The sequence below is a fragment of the Methylobacterium sp. J-030 genome (assembly GCF_022829545.1).
In the GTDB taxonomy this organism is placed as follows: Bacteria; Pseudomonadota; Alphaproteobacteria; order Rhizobiales; family Beijerinckiaceae; genus Methylobacterium.
Map to the genome: position 1 here is coordinate 57108 of NZ_JAKSYM010000369.1, position 18356 is coordinate 75463.

14 protein-coding genes are annotated in these 18356 nt (G+C 70.6%); 6 read left to right on the forward strand and 8 right to left on the reverse strand.

Features of this window, described 5'->3' with window-relative positions; all coding sequences use genetic code 11:
* The first annotated feature begins 190 nt into the window (after nt 1–190).
* The 3 genes from MKK75_RS29200 to MKK75_RS29210 all read left to right on the forward strand — a co-directional run bounded on the left by MKK75_RS29200 (nt 191) and on the right by MKK75_RS29210 (nt 5154).
* Nucleotides 191–1987 carry an NADPH-dependent assimilatory sulfite reductase hemoprotein subunit gene (locus MKK75_RS29200; RefSeq protein ID WP_244045985.1) on the forward strand — a complete coding sequence of 599 codons (1797 nt, stop codon included), beginning with the start codon at nt 191–193 and terminating at the stop codon, nt 1985–1987.
* Between the two features lie 282 nt (nt 1988–2269).
* Nucleotides 2270–4453 (forward strand): TonB-dependent siderophore receptor, encoded by a 2184-nt coding sequence (locus tag MKK75_RS29205; protein ID WP_244045986.1) that lies wholly within the window; start codon nt 2270–2272, stop codon nt 4451–4453.
* Nucleotides 4450–5154 carry a hypothetical protein gene (locus MKK75_RS29210; RefSeq protein WP_244045987.1) on the forward strand — a complete coding sequence of 235 codons (705 nt, stop codon included), beginning with the start codon at nt 4450–4452 and terminating at the stop codon, nt 5152–5154. Before MKK75_RS29205 ends, MKK75_RS29210 begins: the two co-directional genes overlap by 4 nt.
* A 19-nt stretch (nt 5155–5173) precedes the next feature.
* Here the strand turns inward: MKK75_RS29210 and MKK75_RS29215 are convergent, their stop codons facing one another.
* From MKK75_RS29215 to MKK75_RS29240, 6 genes are all read right to left on the reverse strand, one after another.
* Nucleotides 5174–6367 (reverse strand): PepSY-associated TM helix domain-containing protein, encoded by a 1194-nt coding sequence (locus MKK75_RS29215; RefSeq protein WP_244045988.1) that lies wholly within the window; start codon nt 6365–6367, stop codon nt 5174–5176.
* 68 nt (nt 6368–6435) lie between these two features.
* Nucleotides 6436–8004 carry a galactarate dehydratase gene (gene garD, locus MKK75_RS29220; protein WP_244045989.1) on the reverse strand — a complete coding sequence of 523 codons (1569 nt, stop codon included), beginning with the start codon at nt 8002–8004 and terminating at the stop codon, nt 6436–6438.
* A gap of 168 nt (nt 8005–8172) precedes the next feature.
* A complete protein-coding gene (locus MKK75_RS29225; protein ID WP_244046083.1) occupies nt 8173–8943 on the reverse strand; it encodes an HpcH/HpaI aldolase family protein in 771 nt (256 codons plus the stop codon).
* Between the two features lie 130 nt (nt 8944–9073).
* Complete coding sequence (locus MKK75_RS29230; RefSeq protein WP_244045990.1) at nt 9074–9982, reverse strand: LysR family transcriptional regulator; 909 nt, start codon at nt 9980–9982, stop codon at nt 9074–9076.
* 108 nt (nt 9983–10090) lie between these two features.
* A complete protein-coding gene (locus MKK75_RS29235) occupies nt 10091–10417 on the reverse strand; it encodes a hypothetical protein (protein WP_244045991.1) in 327 nt (108 codons plus the stop codon).
* On the reverse strand, nt 10414–10551 hold the full coding sequence (locus MKK75_RS29240) for a hypothetical protein (protein WP_244045992.1): 138 nt from the start codon (nt 10549–10551) through the stop codon (nt 10414–10416). The genes MKK75_RS29235 and MKK75_RS29240 overlap by 4 nt, the downstream gene beginning before the upstream one ends.
* 336 nt (nt 10552–10887) lie before the next feature.
* Between MKK75_RS29240 and MKK75_RS29245 the strand changes: the two genes are divergently transcribed.
* Nucleotides 10888–13143, forward strand: coding sequence for a TonB-dependent receptor (locus MKK75_RS29245; protein WP_244045993.1), 2256 nt, complete (start codon nt 10888–10890; stop codon nt 13141–13143).
* Between the two features lie 112 nt (nt 13144–13255).
* Here the strand turns inward: MKK75_RS29245 and MKK75_RS29250 are convergent, their stop codons facing one another.
* The gene (locus MKK75_RS29250) at nt 13256–13504 is read right to left on the reverse strand and encodes a hypothetical protein (RefSeq protein ID WP_244045994.1); all 249 of its coding nucleotides are present in this window, start codon (nt 13502–13504) and stop codon (nt 13256–13258) included.
* 272 nt (nt 13505–13776) lie between these two features.
* Between MKK75_RS29250 and MKK75_RS29255 the strand changes: the two genes are divergently transcribed.
* The gene (locus MKK75_RS29255; RefSeq protein WP_244045995.1) at nt 13777–14172 is read left to right on the forward strand and encodes a hypothetical protein; all 396 of its coding nucleotides are present in this window, start codon (nt 13777–13779) and stop codon (nt 14170–14172) included.
* Entirely contained in the window at nt 14172–17624 is a 3453-nt protein-coding gene (locus tag MKK75_RS29260) for a PAS domain S-box protein (protein ID WP_244045996.1), read from the forward strand. Before MKK75_RS29255 ends, MKK75_RS29260 begins: the two co-directional genes overlap by 1 nt.
* A 19-nt stretch (nt 17625–17643) precedes the next feature.
* Here MKK75_RS29260 and MKK75_RS29265 read toward each other — a convergent pair whose 3' ends face one another.
* The gene (locus tag MKK75_RS29265; protein WP_244045997.1) at nt 17644–18192 is read right to left on the reverse strand and encodes a hypothetical protein; all 549 of its coding nucleotides are present in this window, start codon (nt 18190–18192) and stop codon (nt 17644–17646) included.
* Nucleotides 18193–18356: the final 164 nt, after the last annotated feature.

The window sequence follows — 18356 nt, forward strand, 5'->3', positions numbered from 1 at the left end:
GCGGGGGAGGGTGCCTGCGGAGCAGGCGGGAGAGGGGAGCGCGACGGTTCAGGATGAATCGCCCGTCGCGACATCTCCGGTCCCGTCGCTCCCCTCTCCCGACCCTCGCTCACGCGCGGGCCACCCTCCCCCGCAGAGGGGGGCGGGAGGTCCAGCGGCAAGCGGTTTGATCATTCGAAGACGAACGGCCATGACTGACACCAAGCGCGTCTACGAGACCCCGCCGACCGAGCGGCCGATCACCGACGCCGAGGCCGCCCGCGCGGCCCAGCTCGCGGCGAACGAGCACATCAAGATCGCCAGCGGCTATCTCCGCGGCACCCTGGCGGACGGGCTCCTGAAGCACGCCACCGGGGCGATCTCGGAGGATGACGGGCAGCTCGTGAAGTTCCACGGGATGTACCTGCAGGACGACCGCGACCTGCGCCCCGAGCGGACCAAGAAGAAGCTCGACAAGGCCTACAGCTTCATGATCCGCCTGCGCATCGCGGGGGGCGTGATCAGCCCGAAGCAGTGGATGGCCCTCGACCACATCGCGGTCACCTATGCGGGCAGCGCCCTGCGCGCCACGACGCGCCAGACCTTCCAGTATCACGGCGTCATCAAGTCGAACCTGAAGCGTACGATGGCGGCCATCGACGCCACGCTGCTCGACACGATCGCGGCCTGCGGCGACGTCAACCGCAACGTCATGGCGGCGACGAACCCCGCCCAGGTCGGCGCCCACAGGGCCGCCTACCAGCTCGCCAAGGACATCTCCGATTCGCTGCTGCCCAAGACCAGCGCGTGGCGCGAGATCTGGCTCGACGGCGAGCGCGTGGCCGGCGGCGAGGAGGAGGCCGAGATCGAGCCGGTCTACGGCCGGACCTACCTGCCGCGGAAGTTCAAGACCGTGGTGGCGGTGCCGCCGTCCAACGAGGTCGACATCTTCGCCCACGACCTCGGCTTCATCGCGATCCTCGACAAGAAGAACCGGGTCACCGGCTGGAACGTCACGGTGGGCGGCGGCATGGGCATGACCCACGGCGAGCCCGACACCTTCCCGCGCACCGCCGACGTGATGGGCTTCGTGGAGCCTGAGGACGCCATCAAGGTCGCCGAGGCCGTGATGACGGTCCAGCGCGACTGGGGCAACCGGAAGAACCGCAAGAACGCCCGGCTCAAGTACACGATCGAGCGCTACGGGCTCGACGCGTTCCGGGCCGAGGTGGAGACGCGGATCGGCAAGACGCTCGGCGCGCCCAAGCCCTTCGCATTCACCGGCAACGGCGACCGCTTCGGCTGGACCGAGGGCGACGACGGCCGCCACCATCTCACGCTCTACGTCCCCTCCGGGCGGATCAAGGACATCGAGGGCGGCGCGCAGTTCCTCACCGGCCTGCGCCGGATCGCCGAGGTGCACCAGGGCGATTTCCGCCTGACCGCCAATCAGAACGTGATCATCGCCAACGTGCCGGCGGAGCAGCGCGCGGCGATCGAGGCGCTGGTCGACGAACACGGGCTCACCAAGGGCGCAGGCGCGCTCCGGCGCAATTCCATCGCCTGCGTGGCCCTGCCGACCTGCGGCCTCGCGCTCGCCGAGAGCGAGCGCTACCTGCCGGACCTGATGACCGAGCTGGAGCAGAGCCTCGCGTCCCATGGCCTCGCCGAGGAGGAGATCACGATCCGCTCCACCGGCTGCCCGAACGGCTGCGCCCGGCCGTTCATCGCCGAGATCGGCCTCGTGGGCCGCGGTCCCGAGCGCTACCACCTCTATCTCGGCGCCGCCTTCGACGGCTCACGGCTGAGCAAGCTCTACCGGGAGGACGTGGCGGCCTCCGAGATCCGCGACACCCTCGACCCGCTGTTTGCCGACTACGCGAAGGGCCGGCAGCCGGGCGAGCATTTCGGCGACTACCTGATCCGGGCCGGGCACGTGGCCCGCACCACCAACGGCCCGGACTTCCATGAGCGGACCGGGGCGCTCAAGCCGGCGGTACAGGGCTGATTCGCGCGGCGCGGGCGGCACGCGGCGCCGCCCGCTGACCGGGTCTTCGACCCCCTTGCACGTTTTGGGTGCAGATCCGGCGCATTCGTACGATTCCGGGCGGCCCCGATCTCAAAATTCTTAGTTATTCCAATGTGATAATGTGGCTGCCCCGCCACGTTCGGGAAGTTCTACCCGAAATCGCACGTCGCCTGACGCGCCCGCATTGAAAAACCAGCCCCGCTCGCCTCAAGGAACCGTGTGCCCGTACGGCTCACGTTTTCTTGAGAGTGATTATAAACAATGTCCTGGGACAGCGGCCGCACACGGCGCAGCATTTCGAACGATCGCAAGACCAGATTATCGCTCCGTACTGCACTGACGACGTCCCTGATTTTGGGATCGACGACTTTAACAAACGCGCAAATTACTGACTCATCCGATGAGGTGACTCTCTCGGAACTGAGCGTCACCGGCACCGGTCCTGCGGTGGAACGGGCCGGCGGTCCGGTGGTCGGCTACCGGGCCACCCGCTCGGCCACGGCGACCCGCACCGACACGCCCCTGCGCGACACGCCGCAATCGGTCCAGGTCGTGCCGCGGGACGTGCTGGTCGACCAGCAGGACATCCGCCTGAGCGACGCGCTGCAGAACGTCAGCAGCGTCCAGCCGGGGGGAACGATCCAGGGCCGCAGCGACACCTTCATCATCCGCGGTTTCAGGACCCAGACCTACGCCATCGACGGCGTGCTCCTGAATCAGGCCGGCACCTTCTCGACGGTCACCCGGGATCTCGCCGACGTGGAGCGGATCGAGGTGCTGAAAGGTCCGGCCTCGGTGCTGTACGGGCGCGGCGATCCTGGCGGCCTGATCAACATCGTCACGCGTCAGCCGACACTTGTCCCCTCCGGCGACATCAACCTGCAGGGCGGCAGCTTCGGCTTCCGGCGGGTTCAGGGCTCGGTGTCGAGTGCGATCGAGGGGGTGGACGGCTTGGCCGCGCGCCTCAGCTTCGCCGGCCAGTCGGACCCGACATTCCGCAACTTCTACGGCCGGGACAATTCCCGGACCTTCGTGGCTCCGGCCTTCACGTGGAACCCGAGCCCGGACACGCGGGTGACGTTCCTCGGCGAGTTCACCCGGCTGGATTCGCAGTATGACGAGGGGCTGGTCGCCCGGAACGGCGGCGTCCCGCTCGACAATATTTCGCGCTACTATGGCGAGCCGTTCTCCCGCTACAACGGCACGGCGAATTTCGGCCTGCTGAAAGTCGAGCACGACCTCACCGAGAACATCACGCTCCGCGAAGTCCTCAACGCCCAGTGGGGCGGCTTCAACTTCCTGGCGACACGCGCGACCGGACTCGCCAGCCGCAACACGCTGGTGAGCCGGCGCGAGACCGCGGGCTACTCGACCTACGCCTCCGTCGACAGCCAGACCGAGATCGTGGCGAAGTTCGACCTGCTGGGCTTGCGGCACACCGTGCTGGCCGGCGTCGAATACAGCAACGGCTACCGGCATTCCTACACGACGCAGAGCACCAACTACCCGTCGGTCAGCTTCCTGAACCCGGTTCCCGGATCCGCCATCGTCGGCCTGCAATTCCAATCGGATCTCAAGCAGAAGAACGAGCTGAACGGCCTCTACGTGCAGGATCAGATCGATCTCGGCCTCGGCCTGCAACTACTGGTCGGCGTCCGTTACGATACCGGCACGCAGTATTATTTCAGCCGCATCCCGACCTCGCGTACGATCCCACCCGATCAGCAGCTGTCCGGCACCTCGCCGCGCGTCGGCCTCGTCTATCGGCCGGTGGAGCCGCTGACGCTCTATGCGAGCTACACGACCTCGTTCAAGCCGCAGACCGACAACGTCTACGGAGCCGTCAATCCGCACCCTGAGACCGGCGAACAATACGAGATCGGCAGCCGGCTCGACCTCAACCCCGATCTGACCCTGTCCACGGCGGCGTTCCGCATCACCCGCAACAACGTCTCGGCCCCTGACCCGGTCAACACCGGCTTCTCGGTGATCACCGGTCAGCAGCGCTCCGAGGGCGTCGAGGCCGATCTCGCCGGACAGATCCTGCCGGGCTGGAAGGTCATCGGCGCGGTCAGCTTCCTCGATGCGCGGATCACGCGGGACACGACCTACGCGGTCGGCAACCGCCTGGTGGGAGCTCCGTCCTTCAGCGGCAGCCTCTGGTCGACCTACGCGTTCCAGGAGGGCTTCCTGCGCGGCTGGAACGTCGGCGCCGGGATCACCTATGTCGGACGGCGCACCGGCGATCTCAACAACAGCTACACGGTGGGCGGCTACGCCCGGCTCGACGCAGCCGTGTTCTACGACTTCAACGAGCACGCCCGGTTCTCGATCAACCTGCGCAACCTGACCGATCGGCGCTACATCGAGCAGCCGTTCAACCAGTTCAACAACCTCCCCGGCGCGCCGTTCTCGGTGCTGGCGACGATCACGGCGCGGCTGTGAGCCGGTCGTGGATCCGCAGCCTGCTCGGCGGAGCCGTCCTGGCAGCACTGACGCTGCCTGCTCCCGCGGCCGGGCGGCCCCGAACGGTGCTGATCGTGGTCAAGCCGGACAACCCGCGGATCGCCACCGACCGGGCGGTCGCGGCCCACCTCGAAGGCCGCGGATACCGGGTCACCCTCGGCAGCCAGTACGATCCGGTGGCCCGGGGCTACGACCTCGTGATCCTGTCCTCGAACATCCGCAGCCGCGACCTGCTCGGAGCCTATCGCGACGTTCCCGTGCCGGTTCTGACCTGGGAGAGCGACCTGCTCGACGACCTGGGCATGGCCGGCAAGAAGCACGACCGCGACTTCGGCAAGGCGCCGGCCGAGCACTTCGTCTGGCTGGTCAACGCCCCCCACACGCTGGCGGCGGGCCTCGCCGCGGGGATCCACGCGGTCTACGCGAAGGATGCGCCGATGAACTGGGGCAAGCCCGGCCTCGGCGCCGCGATCATCGCCACCGTGCCGGGGGAGCCGGACCACGCCGTCATCTTCGGCTACGAGAAGGGCGCGACGATGGATTACGAGGCGATCGCCCCGGCCCGGCGGACCATGTTCCTGCTCGACAACGAGACCTTCGGCAACCTGACGGGTTCGGGGCTCGCCCTGTTCGACGCCGCCGTCGACTGGACTGCCGGGGCGCCACGCCCGCCCGACTAGGACCCGTCCGGTCGCCGGTTCAGGGATTGGCCTCGCGTAGGGTCGCCGGCACGGCCTCCGGCCGGCGCCGGGCGGCCGCGCGGCGGCGCAGGACGTAGAGGGTCAGGCCGGTCGCCGCGAAGCCCGGCAGGGCGAGCGCCGCGAGGCAGAACAGCAGGGCGAACAGGTCGCCGAAGAAGCGGCCGCGATGGACCTCCAGGATGTTGTCCATGAGGCGCTTGCCCAGAGGCCTGTCGGCGGCGTGCTCGGCGGCCAGCAGCGCGCCGGTGGCGGCGTCGTAGCGGGCCTCGTTGCGGGCGCTCGGGTCGTCGACGCCCTTCGGCAGCCAGCGGATCCGGATCGCCTTCGCGTCGGGGCTCGGCAGGGTCAGGATCGCGGTGCCCGCCGCGCGTCCCTCGCCGGCCCGGAAAGCGGCCCAGGCCTGATCGAGGGCCGCCGGGCCGGATGCGTCGGCCTGCATCGCGGGGGCGGCCTTGCGGCCGGCGGCGCGCATCGGCTTCGACGCCGCGCGCTCGCCCACCAGCAGCCCCAGGGCGGCGTCCTTGAAGGACGGGTAGGACCACGTCAGCCCCGTCAGCGCCATGACGAGGTAGACCGGCATCAGCCACGTCCCCGCCACGGCGTGGAGCGACCACCACCGCGCCCGGCCCGGGCGGGACAGGCTCGGCTTCAGCCAGATCCGCCAGCGGTGGACCTTGGGCCAGCGCAGGCAGAGGCCGGTCCCCAGGAAGATCAGCAGCGCGACCACGCAGGCGCCCGTGATCGTGCGCCCCCAGCCCTTGGAGCCGCCGGGCAGAAGCAGCCAGCGGTGCAGATCCCGCACCGTCGTGAACGCCCCCTCCAGCCGCACGGGGCCGAGCACCGCGCCGTCATAGGGGTCGGCGTAGACCGCGGGCGGGCGCTCGCGGGTCGCGGGATCCCGGGCGAAGCGGACAGGGGCGCTCGCCGCCGGGTCGTCCGACAGGGTGAGGCTGCTCACCGGAACCCCGGCCTGCGCCTCGATCCGTGCCGCGAGCGCAGAGGGCGAAAGCGCCTGCCGGTCGCCGGCCGTCACAACGAGCCGGTCGCGGTTCGCGAAGGCGGTGACCGCCTCCTCGTAGCTCATCAGCGCCCCGGTCAGGCCCATCAGCGCGAGCACGAAGCCGGCGGTGAGGCCCAGCACCCAGTGCAGGCGGAAGAGGATGGTCCGGAGGGAGGGAATCACGCATGGCATGGCAGTCGTGGCTGCCTAGCAGAGCGCGGCCAAGCTGACGACGCCGCGGCGCGCATACCCCGTTCCCGTCAGGTGATCGGCGCCGGGTTGAACAGGGTCAGGTCGTTGAACAGCCCCCACTGGTCGGACCAGGGTCGCTTGCGCCCGCTCGCCACGTCGAGGATCAGGTGGAACAGCTCCCAGCCGACCTGCTCGATCGTCGCCGCGCCGGTGGCGATCCGGCCGGCATCGAGGTCGATCAGGTCGGACCAGCGCTCGGCCAGCTCGGTCCGGGTGGCGACCTTGATCACCGGCGCCTGGGCGAGACCGTAGGGCGTGCCGCGGCCGGTGGAGAACACCTGTAGGGTGATGCCCGAGGCGAGCTGCAGCGTGCCGCAGACGAAGTCGCTCGCCGGGGTCGCGGCGAAGATCAGGCCTTTTTCGCGCACGCGCTCGCCCGGGGCCAGCACGCCGGAAATCGCGCTCGTCCCGGACTTGGCCACCGACCCAAGCGCCTTCTCGACGATGTTGTTGAGGCCGCCCTTCTTGTTGCCGGGCGAGGGGTTGGCCCGGCGGTCGGCCTCGCCCTTGGCGAGGTAGGCATCGTACCACGCCATCTCGCGGATCAGGGCCTCGGCGACCTCCGGGGTTTTGGCGCGCGGGGTGAGGAGGTGGATGGCGTCGCGCACCTCGGTCACCTCCGAGAACAGTACGGTGGCGCCGCAGCGGACCAGCAGGTCGGCCGCGAAGCCGAGCGCCGGGTTGGCGGTCACCCCCGAGAAGGCGTCGCTGCCGCCGCATTGCAGGCCGACCACCAGGTCGGAGGCCGGGCAGGTCTCGCGGGTGCGCCGGTTCAGCACCTCCAGGCGGGCCTCGGCCATCGCCAGGATGCTGTCGATCATCGCCGAGAAGCCGCGGTGGCGCTCGTCCTGCAGGCGCACCACCCCGTCGCCGGCCGCGCCGGCATCCGGCAGCAGGCGCTCCGAAACCAGCTTCTCGCAGCCGAGCCCCACCACCATCACTTCGCCGCCGAAATTCGGGTTCTGCGCGAGGCTCTGGAGCGTCCGGATCGGCACCACCGCCTCGGGGGCGTTGATGGCGACGCCGCAACCGTAGGCGTGGGTCAGGCCGACCACGTCGTCGACATTGGGGTAGCGCGGCAGCAGTTCCTGCTTGATCCGGCGGATCGCCACGTCGAGGGTGCCGGCGACGCATTGCACGCTGATCGAGATCGCCAGGATGTTCTTGGTGCCGACCGACCCGTCCGCGTTGCGGTAGCCCGCGAAGGTGTAGCCCTCCAGCGGGGGCAGGGGGGCCGGCACCCTTGTGGCCAGCTCCAGGGCATCGAGGGCGGGGGCCAGCGGTGTCGCGACCCGGGATTCCTCCACCCAGGCGCCCCGGGGGATCGCCTGGGTGGCGATGCCCACCACCTCGCCGTAGCGGCGCACCGCGCCGCCCTCCGGGATGTCGCTGAGCGCGACCTTGTGGCCCTCCGGCACGAACTCGACGAGTTCCAGCCCGTCCGGAAAAACCGTGCCGGCCGGCAGCCCGAAGGCGTTGACCACGATGGCGACGTTGTCGTGCGCGCTCAGGCGGATCGTGCGCGGCACGTCGCCGGCGGCTTGGGGGCGGGGCGGGGCTTCAATGGCGGCCTGCATCGCAAAATCCTTTCGACACAATGCAGTGGAGTCCAAGGGGAGCATCCCTTTGGCGGGGTCTCGGGGGCAGAGCCCCGAGTTTTCTGGCCCCGAGAATCTTGCAGGGCGCTGCCCTGCACCCGCGAAAGGTCTCGACCTTTCGAAACCAGGATTGGGCCGTTCTTCGGGCTAGCTTGCCGTCCGAAAACGCCCGGCCAGCGCCTCGGCGTTGCGGGCGAGCAGGCCCAGATCCGAGCCCACGGCGGTGAACCGGGTGCCGGCCGCGATGTAGCGCTTGGCCAGCTCCTCGCTCGGCGTGAGGATGCCGGCGTGCTTGCCGGCCTTCGCGATCCGGCCGACGGCCTCCTCGATGGTGCGGACCACCTCGGGGTGTCCCTGCTGGCCCAAATAGCCGAGGCTGGTCGACAGGTCGCCGGGCCCGATGAACACGCCGTCGACGCCCGCGACGGCGGTGATCGCGTCCAGATTGTCCAAGGCGCGGCGCGACTCGACCTGGACGATCACGCAGATCTCGGCCTCGCAGCGCGTGTGGTAGTCCGGGATCCGGCCGAACCGGGCGGCCCGGGGGGCCTGCGAGAAGCCGCGGATGCCCCGGGGGGCGTAGCGGGTCGCCGCGACCACGCGCTCGGCCTGCGCGGCATCGTCGATGTTGGGGATCATCAGCGACTGCGCGCCGGCATCCAGGATGCGCTTGATGGCGATGGGATCGTCGCTCGGGACCCGCACCACCGGGTTGGTGGCGTTCTCCATCATCGCCTGGAGCTGGACGTAGATGTCCCGCAGGTCGTTGGCCGAGTGCTCCATGTCGAGCAGCAGCCAGTCGAACCCGGCCCCGGCGACGATCTCGGTCGAGATCGGGCTCGCGAGGCTGCACCACAGGCCGACCTGCTGGCGCCCCTCGGCGAGGGCGGCCTTGAAGCGGTTGGTGAGGCTGTCCATCGCGAAGTTCATCCCTGCAGCTCCGGGCGTCTGCGCGCCGTCCGCGCCGTCCGCGCCGTCCGCGCCATCAGGCGCCCCTTCCGCGCGAAGGTCAAAGCCAAAGGCTGGATCGATCGATGCGCCGGCGGCATCAACCGGCGCGCCCGGACCCGTCCGCCAGCCCGTCCGACAGGATCGCGATCAGGCGGGCGATCAGGGGATCGTCCGCGTCGCGCCGCCACGCCAGGACCAGCTCGACCGGCCGCGGGACCGGCAGGGCGAGGGGACGGAAGACGACACCCTCGAAGCGCAGGCACTCGGCCGCGGCCGGGACCAGCGCGATCCCCAGGGCGGCCCGCACGAGGGCCAGGATCGAGTGGATCTGCGTGAGCTGCTGCACGATCCGGGGCTGGATACCCGCCTCGGTGAGCAGGCCGAGGACGAGGTCGTGGAAGTAGCGGGATTCGTTCGGCGCGTAGGCGATGAGGGCTTCGCCGCCGAGGTCGCCGGGTGCGAGCCGGGCGCGCCGGGCCAGGGGGTTTTCGGCGGGCAGCGCGACCACGAGGGGTTCGGCGAGGGCCCGGACGGAACGCAGATCCGGATGCGTCACGGGCGGCCGCACCAGGGCGGCGTCGAGGCTGCCGGCGCGGAGCGCCTCGACCTGATCCTGGCTGACCATCTCCCGCAGCGCGAGGGTGACCTCCGGCAGCGCCCGCCGGAGCACGATGACGAGGCGCGGCAGGAAATCGTAGGCCGAGGCCGCCGTGAAGCCGAGCTTCAGGATGCCGGCGCGTCCCGCCGCGACCTGCCGGGTGACGTGAGCCGCGCCCTCGGCGAGCCGCAGGATCCGCTGCGCCTCGGGCAAGAAGCTGCGCCCGGCCGCGGTCAGCCGGACGGAGCGGCTGGTGCGCTCCAGGAGCCGCACGTCGAGGACACGCTCCAGCACCTGGATCTGCCGCGACAGGGGCGGCTGCGTCATGTTCAGACGGGCGGCCGCGCGTCCGAAATGCAGCTCCTCCGCGACCGCCGCGAAGCACCGGAGCTGGCTGAAGTCGAACATGGGGACTCCGTGGCATGCCGGGGTCGGACCTGAGAAGGCCGGAAGCGACCGCGCACGCTCAGGGCGTGCCGCACCCCGACGGGGGCGGCACGATCCCGACAGAGCCGATCAGCAGGTCAGCCGACGGCCTTCCTTGCGCCCGAACACCCGCCAATGCGCGGCGCCGGATTCCATCTGGCCGTTGGCGATGGCGCGGCGGACATCCGGGTTGCAGCGCAGATACTCGCGCTCGTCGAACCCGTAGGTGGCGCGCCCGCGATAGTCGTCGTCCCGGTCGCGGTAGCCCCGATCGCGGGACTCGTAATCGCCGCGATCCCGGTAACCCCGGTCGCGATAGCCGTAATCGTCGTCGTAGGGGCGGGGCTGCGCCATGACCGGGCCGACCACACCCAGAATGCCGATGCTCAAAGCGGCCGCCGTCAGAAGCGCCTTCATGATTCCAGTTCTCCTATCGGTGGGCTGAAACGCACCGCGCCGGGATTGGTTCGATCGGCTTGACCGTGCGGAGGCATCTCGATGCGCGGCGTGTCCACGCTCGACAGCGATTCGGCAGCGTTGCCGGTGGCCATCGACCGTGCCCCGTCGCAGCGGGGGCCCTCCGGATTCACGCCGCCCCGGGTACCCACGACAATCCAGTGGTGAAACTCGAAAGTCTGAATCCGACCGGACTCCGCAGACGAACCGATGAGTTCCGACCGATCGGTCGTACAGAAAATCAGAACTGTTCGAATTCTTAAAGACATATGTTGACTCGATCCATTCATTTTTCATAGCGGTCGGCCATATCAGCAAAGCAAGCCGGTAGGTCGATGCGTTCGAACCCATGTGGCGGCACCCGTTTCCTTCGTCACGTCTTGCGAAAGCTTGGGGGAGGTCGCCCCAGGTCGCGGGCGGCACTCGCCGCCATGGCGATCACGGCGACGGGCGCCCCTGCGACGGGACAGGTCCTGGCCGCACAACCGGAGGCGGCCCCGTCCGAGCGGATGCATCACACGGCGCCGGGCCGGACCCACCTCGCCGACGTCCCCCGGACCGCAAATCCGGTCGCGTCCCGAACCGGAGGCTCCCCGTCACCGGGCCATGTGATGCTCGACGCGTTGTCGGTGGAAACCCAAGGCGGCGCAGCGCGGCCGGAATTTCCGCCGCCCACCGGCACGATCGGGCAGCCGCCGGAGGCTTTCGCCGGCGGCCAGGTCGCGAGCGGCGGCCGGGTCGGGTTCCTCGGCAATCGCGGCCTGTTCGACACACCGTTCACGCAGGCGAACTACACCGCGGCGCTGATCCGCGATCAGCAGGCTCGGACGCTCGGCGACGTGCTGGCGAACAACGCCGCCGTCCTTCCGGCGCAGCCGCCCTTCACCACGCAGCAGAACATCCAGGTCCGCGGCTTCTGGGTGAACGCCCGGGACTTCGCGTTCGACGGCCTGTACGGACTCGCCTCCCCGTACCAGCCCGCGGTCGAGGGGCTCGAGCGGGTCGAAGTCCTGACCGGCCCGGGGGCCTTCCTGTACGGCTTCCCACCCTCCGGGAGCGCGGTGGGCGTCATCAACCTCGTCCCCAAGCGGGCCGCCGAAACGCCGCTGACGCGCATCACGGCGCAGGTCCTGGCGCGCGGCACCGTCGGCGCGGCCTTCGATCTCGGCCGGCGCTTCGGGGACGGCAACGCCGTGGGCGTCCGGATCAACGGTGCCTCTCGGGACGGAGCGACCCCGCTCGACCACCAGCGCCAGGGATTCGGGGTCCTGACGCTCGGCCTGGACTATCGCGGGGCGGACCTCCGGCTGAGCCTGGATGCCGGGTACCAGCACATCGACATGGACGCGAGCAGCTACGGCTTGGTGGTTCTGCCGGGCGTGCCGATCCCGAGGGCGCCCAAGCTCACCCGCAACGTGCAGCAGCCGTGGGAGCGCAGCGACATCGATCAGGGTTTCGGCGTCCTGCGCGCGGAGTACGATCTCACGCCGGACGTCACGCTGTTCGGCGCCCTCGGCGGCTCGCGGTCGCAGCGCGATTTCTTCGCGACGAATCCCACGATCACGGGCCGATCGGGGGCGGTCGTGCAGGCGCTGGGAACCATCTCCGCCGAGAACCTGCAGTGGACCGGGGAGGTCGGCCTGCGCGGCCGTCTCCAGACAGGGCCGGTCGATCACGCAGTCGCCCTCGTCGTCACGCATTACGGCGCCGACGAGCCGTTCTCCAGGTCCATCACCGCGCAGATCCGGACACGGCTCGACGCGCCGGTCTTCGTGCCGCGACCGGCCCGGCCGACGGCGCGCCCGGAGGTGACGACCCAGTCGCGCTACGACGGCGTCGCGGTGACCGACACCCTCTCCGTCCTCGACGGGGCCATCCAGCTCATCGCCGGCGGCCGTCTCCAGGAGGTTCAGCGGGATTACGCGCGGCCGGGTGGCGGATTCCAGTCACGCTACGACAAGGCGGCAGCGACCCCGCTCGCGGCGCTGATCGTCAAGCCCTGGGATCACCTGTCCTTCTATGTCAGCTACGCGGAAGGCTTCGGATTCGGGCCGAACCCGCCCACCAACGCGCGCAACGCCGGTGCGGCGTTGCCGCCGGTCAGGACCAGTCAGGTGGAGACCGGCGCCAAGCTCGATCTCGGTCCTGTCGGGCTGACCCTCGCGGCGTTCGAGATCCGGCAACCCTTCGGCGTTCTCGATCCCAGGACGCTCACCTTCGCCCTGGACGGCGAGCAGCGCAATCAGGGCCTCGACCTGAACGTCTTCGGCGCGCCGGTCGAGGGGCTGCGGGTGCTGGCAGGCCTGACGCTGCTCGACGGACGCCTCGCCAGGACCGCGGGCGGCCTCTCCGATGGCCACGTCGCCCCCGGCGCACCCGCCGCGCAGCTCAGCCTCGGCGGCGAGGTGGATCTGCCCGCCTGGCTCCTGAAGGACCTCACCCTGACGGGACGCGTGATCTACGCGTCGGCCCAATCCTACGATCAGGCGAACACGCAGAGGATTCCGGATTGGGCGCGCCTCGATCTCGGTATCCGCTACAGCGTCACGGCGAACGGAACGCCGCTGACGGCGCGCTTCAACGTCGAGAACGCGGGCGGCGCGCGGTACTGGGCGTCGGTGGGGTCGTCCGTCCTGAGTTACGGATCGCCCCGGACGTTCCTGGCCTCCCTCACCGCCGATTTCTGAGCGCCCGGCGCGTGGGGCGTTGCGGCAGGCCTCCGACGGTCACGGCGTACGCGATACCCTCCGGTCGGGCCGCCGCGAATCCGGCCCTCGGCCGGCCCGCGGCGGGTCGGACTTACATGCGGTGCATCATGCGGTGATGCATCTCGCGACGCATCATGTGACGCTCCATCCGGTGGCGCATCATCCGACGCTCCATGCGGCGGCGCATCATGTGGCGCTCCATCCGGTCCATCTGGACGGTCGAGACCAGGCCGGCGGGCGCGGCGACGGCGGCGGGCGCGATCGGGGCGGCGGAGGCCGGAAGCGCCAGGGTCCCGCCGAGGGCGGCGAGCAGCGCGGCGGTGATGATCGAATGACGCACGGGGAAAATCCTCTCTCGCCGCCCCGGTGGGGACGGACATGCTCCACGAGCCCGCGATGGAAGGAAAACCATCCGCGGCCCGCCCAGGAAGCCCCAGGCTGCCGGGATGGTTCCCAGGGTTGAACCCCCGATGTCGATATCGCTTCCGGGCGATCGATGATGCCGATTTGCATCAGCGGTCACCGGTGCCACGCAGCGCCGTCGTTCATCATGACGCCTCAGCAGACAGCTCTGGGCAGCATGACATTCACGCGTGCCTGGTACGTCACAGAGTGCAACCCACCGCGGGTTCCGGACTTCGTCCCGTCCGCGTATCGCAGCCAGCGCTGGCCGCCGATCTCCCGTCTTCGGCCAAGCCGAACCGCGACAAGCCGAACCGCGTCAAGCCGAACCGCGTGCTGCCGGGCCCCTTCACGTGGTCGGGCGCCTACAGCGGCCTGTCCGCCGGCGGCGGCGCCCTCGGGGAACGGTCGGTGTTCACCTTCGTGACCGGCAAGATCGACGGGAGCGGCCCGCCAGCGATGCCCGGCCCGCCAGTCGAGAGCGTCCATGCCGCAGGCGGTCGGCAAGGAATCCGCAACCATCGGGTGAGAAAGCTGCAGCCGACCAGCACCGTCGGTGCTTTCGGGGCGCGGTCTGCGCCGATCGAACGGATCCGCCCGCGCTGATGCAGACAGACGCAGACGCGCTTCCCCCGGCCGCACCACCGAGCCCCGCCTCCGGGCGCGATCCGGAGCGCTGGGACGGCGCGGCCGGCTTCGGCCAGTGGCGCCTCGATCCGACGACCCGCCGCGTCACCCGCTCGGCCGGGCTCGCACGCCTCCTCGGGGCGCCGGACGCGCGCGACCTCGCCTTCGACGACCATTTCGCCTGCTATCATCCGGACGACCGCCCGGCCGTGATCGCGCGCGTGGAGGGGATCCTGTCCGGAGTCCGGCCGGCGGCCCCCTATCAGGTCCGCGCCCGCATCGTGCGGCCGGACGGCACCGGCCTCGACACGATCATCCAGGGCGTGCCCGAATACGCGCCCGACGGCGCGCTCGTCGCCCTGCACGGCATGCTCCTCGACGTGAGCGACCTCGTCCGGTCCGAGCGGCGCGCCCACGAGACCGACCTGCTCCTGCGCGGAACGCTGGAGAGCATGAACCAGGGCCTCGTGGTGCTCGACGCCGCGCAGCGGGTCCGCGTGTTCAACCGCAGCGCCGCGGAGCTGCTCGACCTGCCGGGCGACGTGCTGCGCGCAGGCGTCGCCTTCCCGGACATCCACGCCTACCAGCGCGCCCGGGGCGACTTCGCGGCCGCCGAAGCCAAGCTGCGGCTCGGGAGCGCCGGGCGCGATCTGGGGGCGCTGCCGCCCCTGTTCGACTGGCGCCTGCCCACCGGGATCACCCTGGAGGTCCGCCGCTCGGCCCTCGGGGATGGCGGCGCGATCCTGACCTTCACCGACGTGACGCAGCACCGGATCGCCGAGCAGGCGATGGAGGAGAGCGAGCGCCGCTACCGGCTGCTCACCGAGAACAGCACCGACATCGTCATCTGGTCCGACCTGACGACCTGCCGCCGCTACGTCTCGCCCGCCGTGCGCGCCGTCCTGGGCTACGATCCGGAGGACCTGATCGGGACGCAGCCCCTCGACTTCGTCCATCCCGAGGACGTGGCGGCCTACCGTGCCGTCCTCGATGCGCTGACCAGCAGTCGCACCACGCAGGCCCTGACCTGCCAGCGCTACCGGCACCGGGACGGCCAGTGGGTCTGGCTGGAGATCTCCTTCAGCCTGACCCGCGATCGGGCGACCGGCGCGGCCGACGGCTACGTCGCCACCCTGCGCGACGTGAGCGCCCGCAAGGCCGCCGAGGACGCCCTGCGCCTGAGCGAGGCACGCTACCGGGCCCTCGCCGACGCGCTGCCGCAGCTCGTCTGGATCGCCTCCGTGGAGACCGGGGAGGCGACCTACGTCAACCGGCGCTTCGGGGATTATTACGGTCCGATCGGCCCGTCCCGGGCCGCGCGCCTCGCCCGCAACCACCCGGAGGATGCGGAGCGGATGGAGCAGCTGTGGCGCACGGCGCGCGACCGGCGGACCGGCTACGAGGTCGAGGGCCGGCTGCGGCGGCACGACGGCACCTATCGCTGGCACAAGGTCGTGGTCCTGCCGATCTGGCAGGGCGAGGCGATGGTCGGGATGCTCGGCACCGCCCTCGACATCGACGAGATCGTGACGGCCCGGCGCGCCGTCGAGGAGGCGAGCGGGCTGCTGCTCCTCGCCCAGCAGGCCGCCAAGGCGGGCACGTGGCACCTCGACCTCGACAGCGGCCGGATCACGTGGTCGGCGGAGAGCGCGCGCCTGCACGGGATCGAGACCGATCGGGAGTATGGGCTCGACGCGCAGACCTGGCTCACCCTGATCGACCGCCAGGATGGCGAGCGCGCCCTGCAGGCCGCCGCGGCGGCCGCCGAGACGGGGGAGACGTTCTCGATCGAGTTCCGGGTCCCTGATCCGGCGGGCGGCGTGCGCTGGATCAACGGCGTCGGACGCGCCGCCCCCGGGCCGGACGGGCGGGCGCAGCGGGTCATCGGCCTCAACATCGACATCACCGCCCGCAAGGCCGCCGAGGCCGACCTCCTCGCCGCCAAGGCCGTGGCGGACGCGGCGCGGCTGGAGGCGGAGCGGGCGAGCGCGGCCAAGAGCGAGTTCCTGGCCGCCATGAGCCACGAGATCCGCACGCCGCTCAACGGGGTGATCGGCTACGCCGACCTGCTCCTCGACGAGCCCGACCTCGGGCCGGCGGCGCACCGGCACGCCGACCGCATCCGCACCGCCGGGGCGGCGCTCCTGACGGTGGTCAACGACGTCCTCGACTTCTCGAAGGTCGAGGCCGGGCAGATCGAGATCGTGCCCCGGCCCTTCGCCCTCGAAGCCCTCATCGACAACGCGGTCTCGATCGTGCGCCCCTCGGCCGAGCGCAAGGGCCTCGCGCTCGCCGTCACCCGCGACCCGAACCTGCCGGTCTGGGTCGAGGGCGACGAGGACCGGCTCCGCCAGGTCCTGCTCAACCTGCTCAACAACGCGGTGAAGTTCACCCCGGCGGGGCGCATCGGCCTGACGGTCGCGGCCGGCCCGGGCCGCCTGCGCTTCGAGATCCACGATACCGGGATCGGCATCCCGGCGGACAAGTGCGACCGCCTGTTCCGGCGCTTCTCGCAGGTCGACGGCTCGATCAGCCGCGAATACGGCGGGACGGGCCTCGGACTCGCCATCTCGAAATCCCTCGTCGAGCTGATGGGCGGCACGATCGGCGTCGCGAGCGCGGTCGGGTGCGGCTCGATCTTCTGGTTCGAGGCCGCCCTCCCGGAGGTTGCGCCGGTGGCGCCCGTCGCAGCCCCGTCCGCCGCGGTCGTCCGCGCGACCGGCAAGCGCCTGCTGCTGGCCGAGGACGTGCCGCTGAACCAGGACCTCGCCCGGACGATCCTCGAACGGGCCGGGCACGCGGTCGACGTGGTGGGCGACGGGGTCGACGCGGTGGCGGCGGTCCAGGCCCGGCCCTACGACCTCGTGCTGATGGACGTGCAGATGCCCGTGATGGACGGCATCGCGGCGACACGGCGGATCCGCGCGCTCGGCGACCGGCGGGGCCGGCTGCCGATCGTGGCGATGACGGCGAACGTCCTGCCGGAGCAGGTGGCCGAGCTGCGTGCGGCCGGGCTCGACGACCATGTCGGCAAGCCGTTCCGCGCGCAGGCCCTGCTCGCCGTGATCGACCGCTGGACCGGCGCGTCCGCGGCGGTACCCCCGGCCGGCACGGTCGACCGCGCCGTCCTCGACGAGATGACCGAGATGGTCGGCCGCGCCCGGATGAACGACCTGCTGGCGATGCTGGCGAAGGAACTCACCCAACGGTTCGGTACCGCCGCCCCCGAGACGAGCCGCGACCGGCTCATGCTGGACGCCCACGCGATGGTGTCGGCGGCCAGCATGGTGGGCTTCGCCGGGCTCGCCGAGTCCTGCCGGGCGGTCGAGGCCGCCTGCCGGGCGGGGGAGGACGTCGCGCCGATGCTCGGCACGCTCCAGGCCCGCACGGCGGTCACGCTCGCCGAGATCGAGGCCCTGCGGGCGGCCTGACGCCGTCTGGACCGGCGCCCTACGCGGGCGATGCCGCACCGTGCTGGACGGCGCGGATCCGGCGGCGGTGGTGAGCGTGGTGCCGGCGCCATTTCAGCACGGCGTAGCGCAGCCGGCTGTAATACGCGAAGAGGCGCGACCGGTTCGGACGCCGATGGGCGAGCTGGACACGGGCGGACCGCGCCGGGGCGGCCACGCGGCGCGCCACGACCGTCTCCGCGATGCGGGCGGGCTTCGCGTTCAGGACGGCGACCGGATCCACGAAGTTGACCTGGCGCACGGCGGAGGCCCCGCCGCAACCCACGCACAGGGAGCCGTTGAGCCGGCTCCAGAGGCGCTGCTCGCGCGCGTGGACACGCCGGTCGTTCGGATCCGACAACTCGATCGGGGCTCTCAGCATCAACGCGCGATTGGCGAGATTGGGCCTCTCGGGTACGACACCGAGGTCGTCGGGCACCTCCAGCATGGGCAGCCGGACCTGCTTCGGCTTCGCGTAGCCCGTGACCGGGAAGACGACCGTGGATGCCAGCAGAGACAGCACTGCGGATTCGAGTGCTAGGCGGCGCATCCTGGTCTCCGATTTGCGTGCTCGTCCCCCATAGCGCCGAATCGGGAGGTTCCCTACAACTAATTTTCCGTCCGAATATCCGAAAACATGCTCCGATCTCGCGAACTCGCCGCCAGGACTAATAATATGGCCCCGCCTCAGTAGCGATTGCGGAGAACAGACAG

Coding starts and splice junctions, on each gene's coding strand:
- MKK75_RS29200 (WP_244045985.1), top strand. CDS start 191: ATGACTGACACCAAGCGCGTCTACGAGACCCCGCCGACCGAGCGGCCG.
- MKK75_RS29205 (WP_244045986.1), top strand. CDS start 2,270: ATGTCCTGGGACAGCGGCCGCACACGGCGCAGCATTTCGAACGATCGC.
- MKK75_RS29215 (WP_244045988.1), bottom strand. CDS start 6,367: ATGCCATGCGTGATTCCCTCCCTCCGGACCATCCTCTTCCGCCTGCAC.
- garD (WP_244045989.1), bottom strand. CDS start 8,004: ATGCAGGCCGCCATTGAAGCCCCGCCCCGCCCCCAAGCCGCCGGCGAC.
- MKK75_RS29225 (WP_244046083.1), bottom strand. CDS start 8,943: ATGGACAGCCTCACCAACCGCTTCAAGGCCGCCCTCGCCGAGGGGCGC.
- MKK75_RS29230 (WP_244045990.1), bottom strand. CDS start 9,982: ATGTTCGACTTCAGCCAGCTCCGGTGCTTCGCGGCGGTCGCGGAGGAG.
- MKK75_RS29235 (WP_244045991.1), bottom strand. CDS start 10,417: ATGAAGGCGCTTCTGACGGCGGCCGCTTTGAGCATCGGCATTCTGGGT.
- MKK75_RS29240 (WP_244045992.1), bottom strand. CDS start 10,551: ATGGCCACCGGCAACGCTGCCGAATCGCTGTCGAGCGTGGACACGCCG.
- MKK75_RS29245 (WP_244045993.1), top strand. CDS start 10,888: ATGGCGATCACGGCGACGGGCGCCCCTGCGACGGGACAGGTCCTGGCC.
- MKK75_RS29260 (WP_244045996.1), top strand. CDS start 14,172: ATGCAGACAGACGCAGACGCGCTTCCCCCGGCCGCACCACCGAGCCCC.
- MKK75_RS29265 (WP_244045997.1), bottom strand. CDS start 18,192: ATGCGCCGCCTAGCACTCGAATCCGCAGTGCTGTCTCTGCTGGCATCC.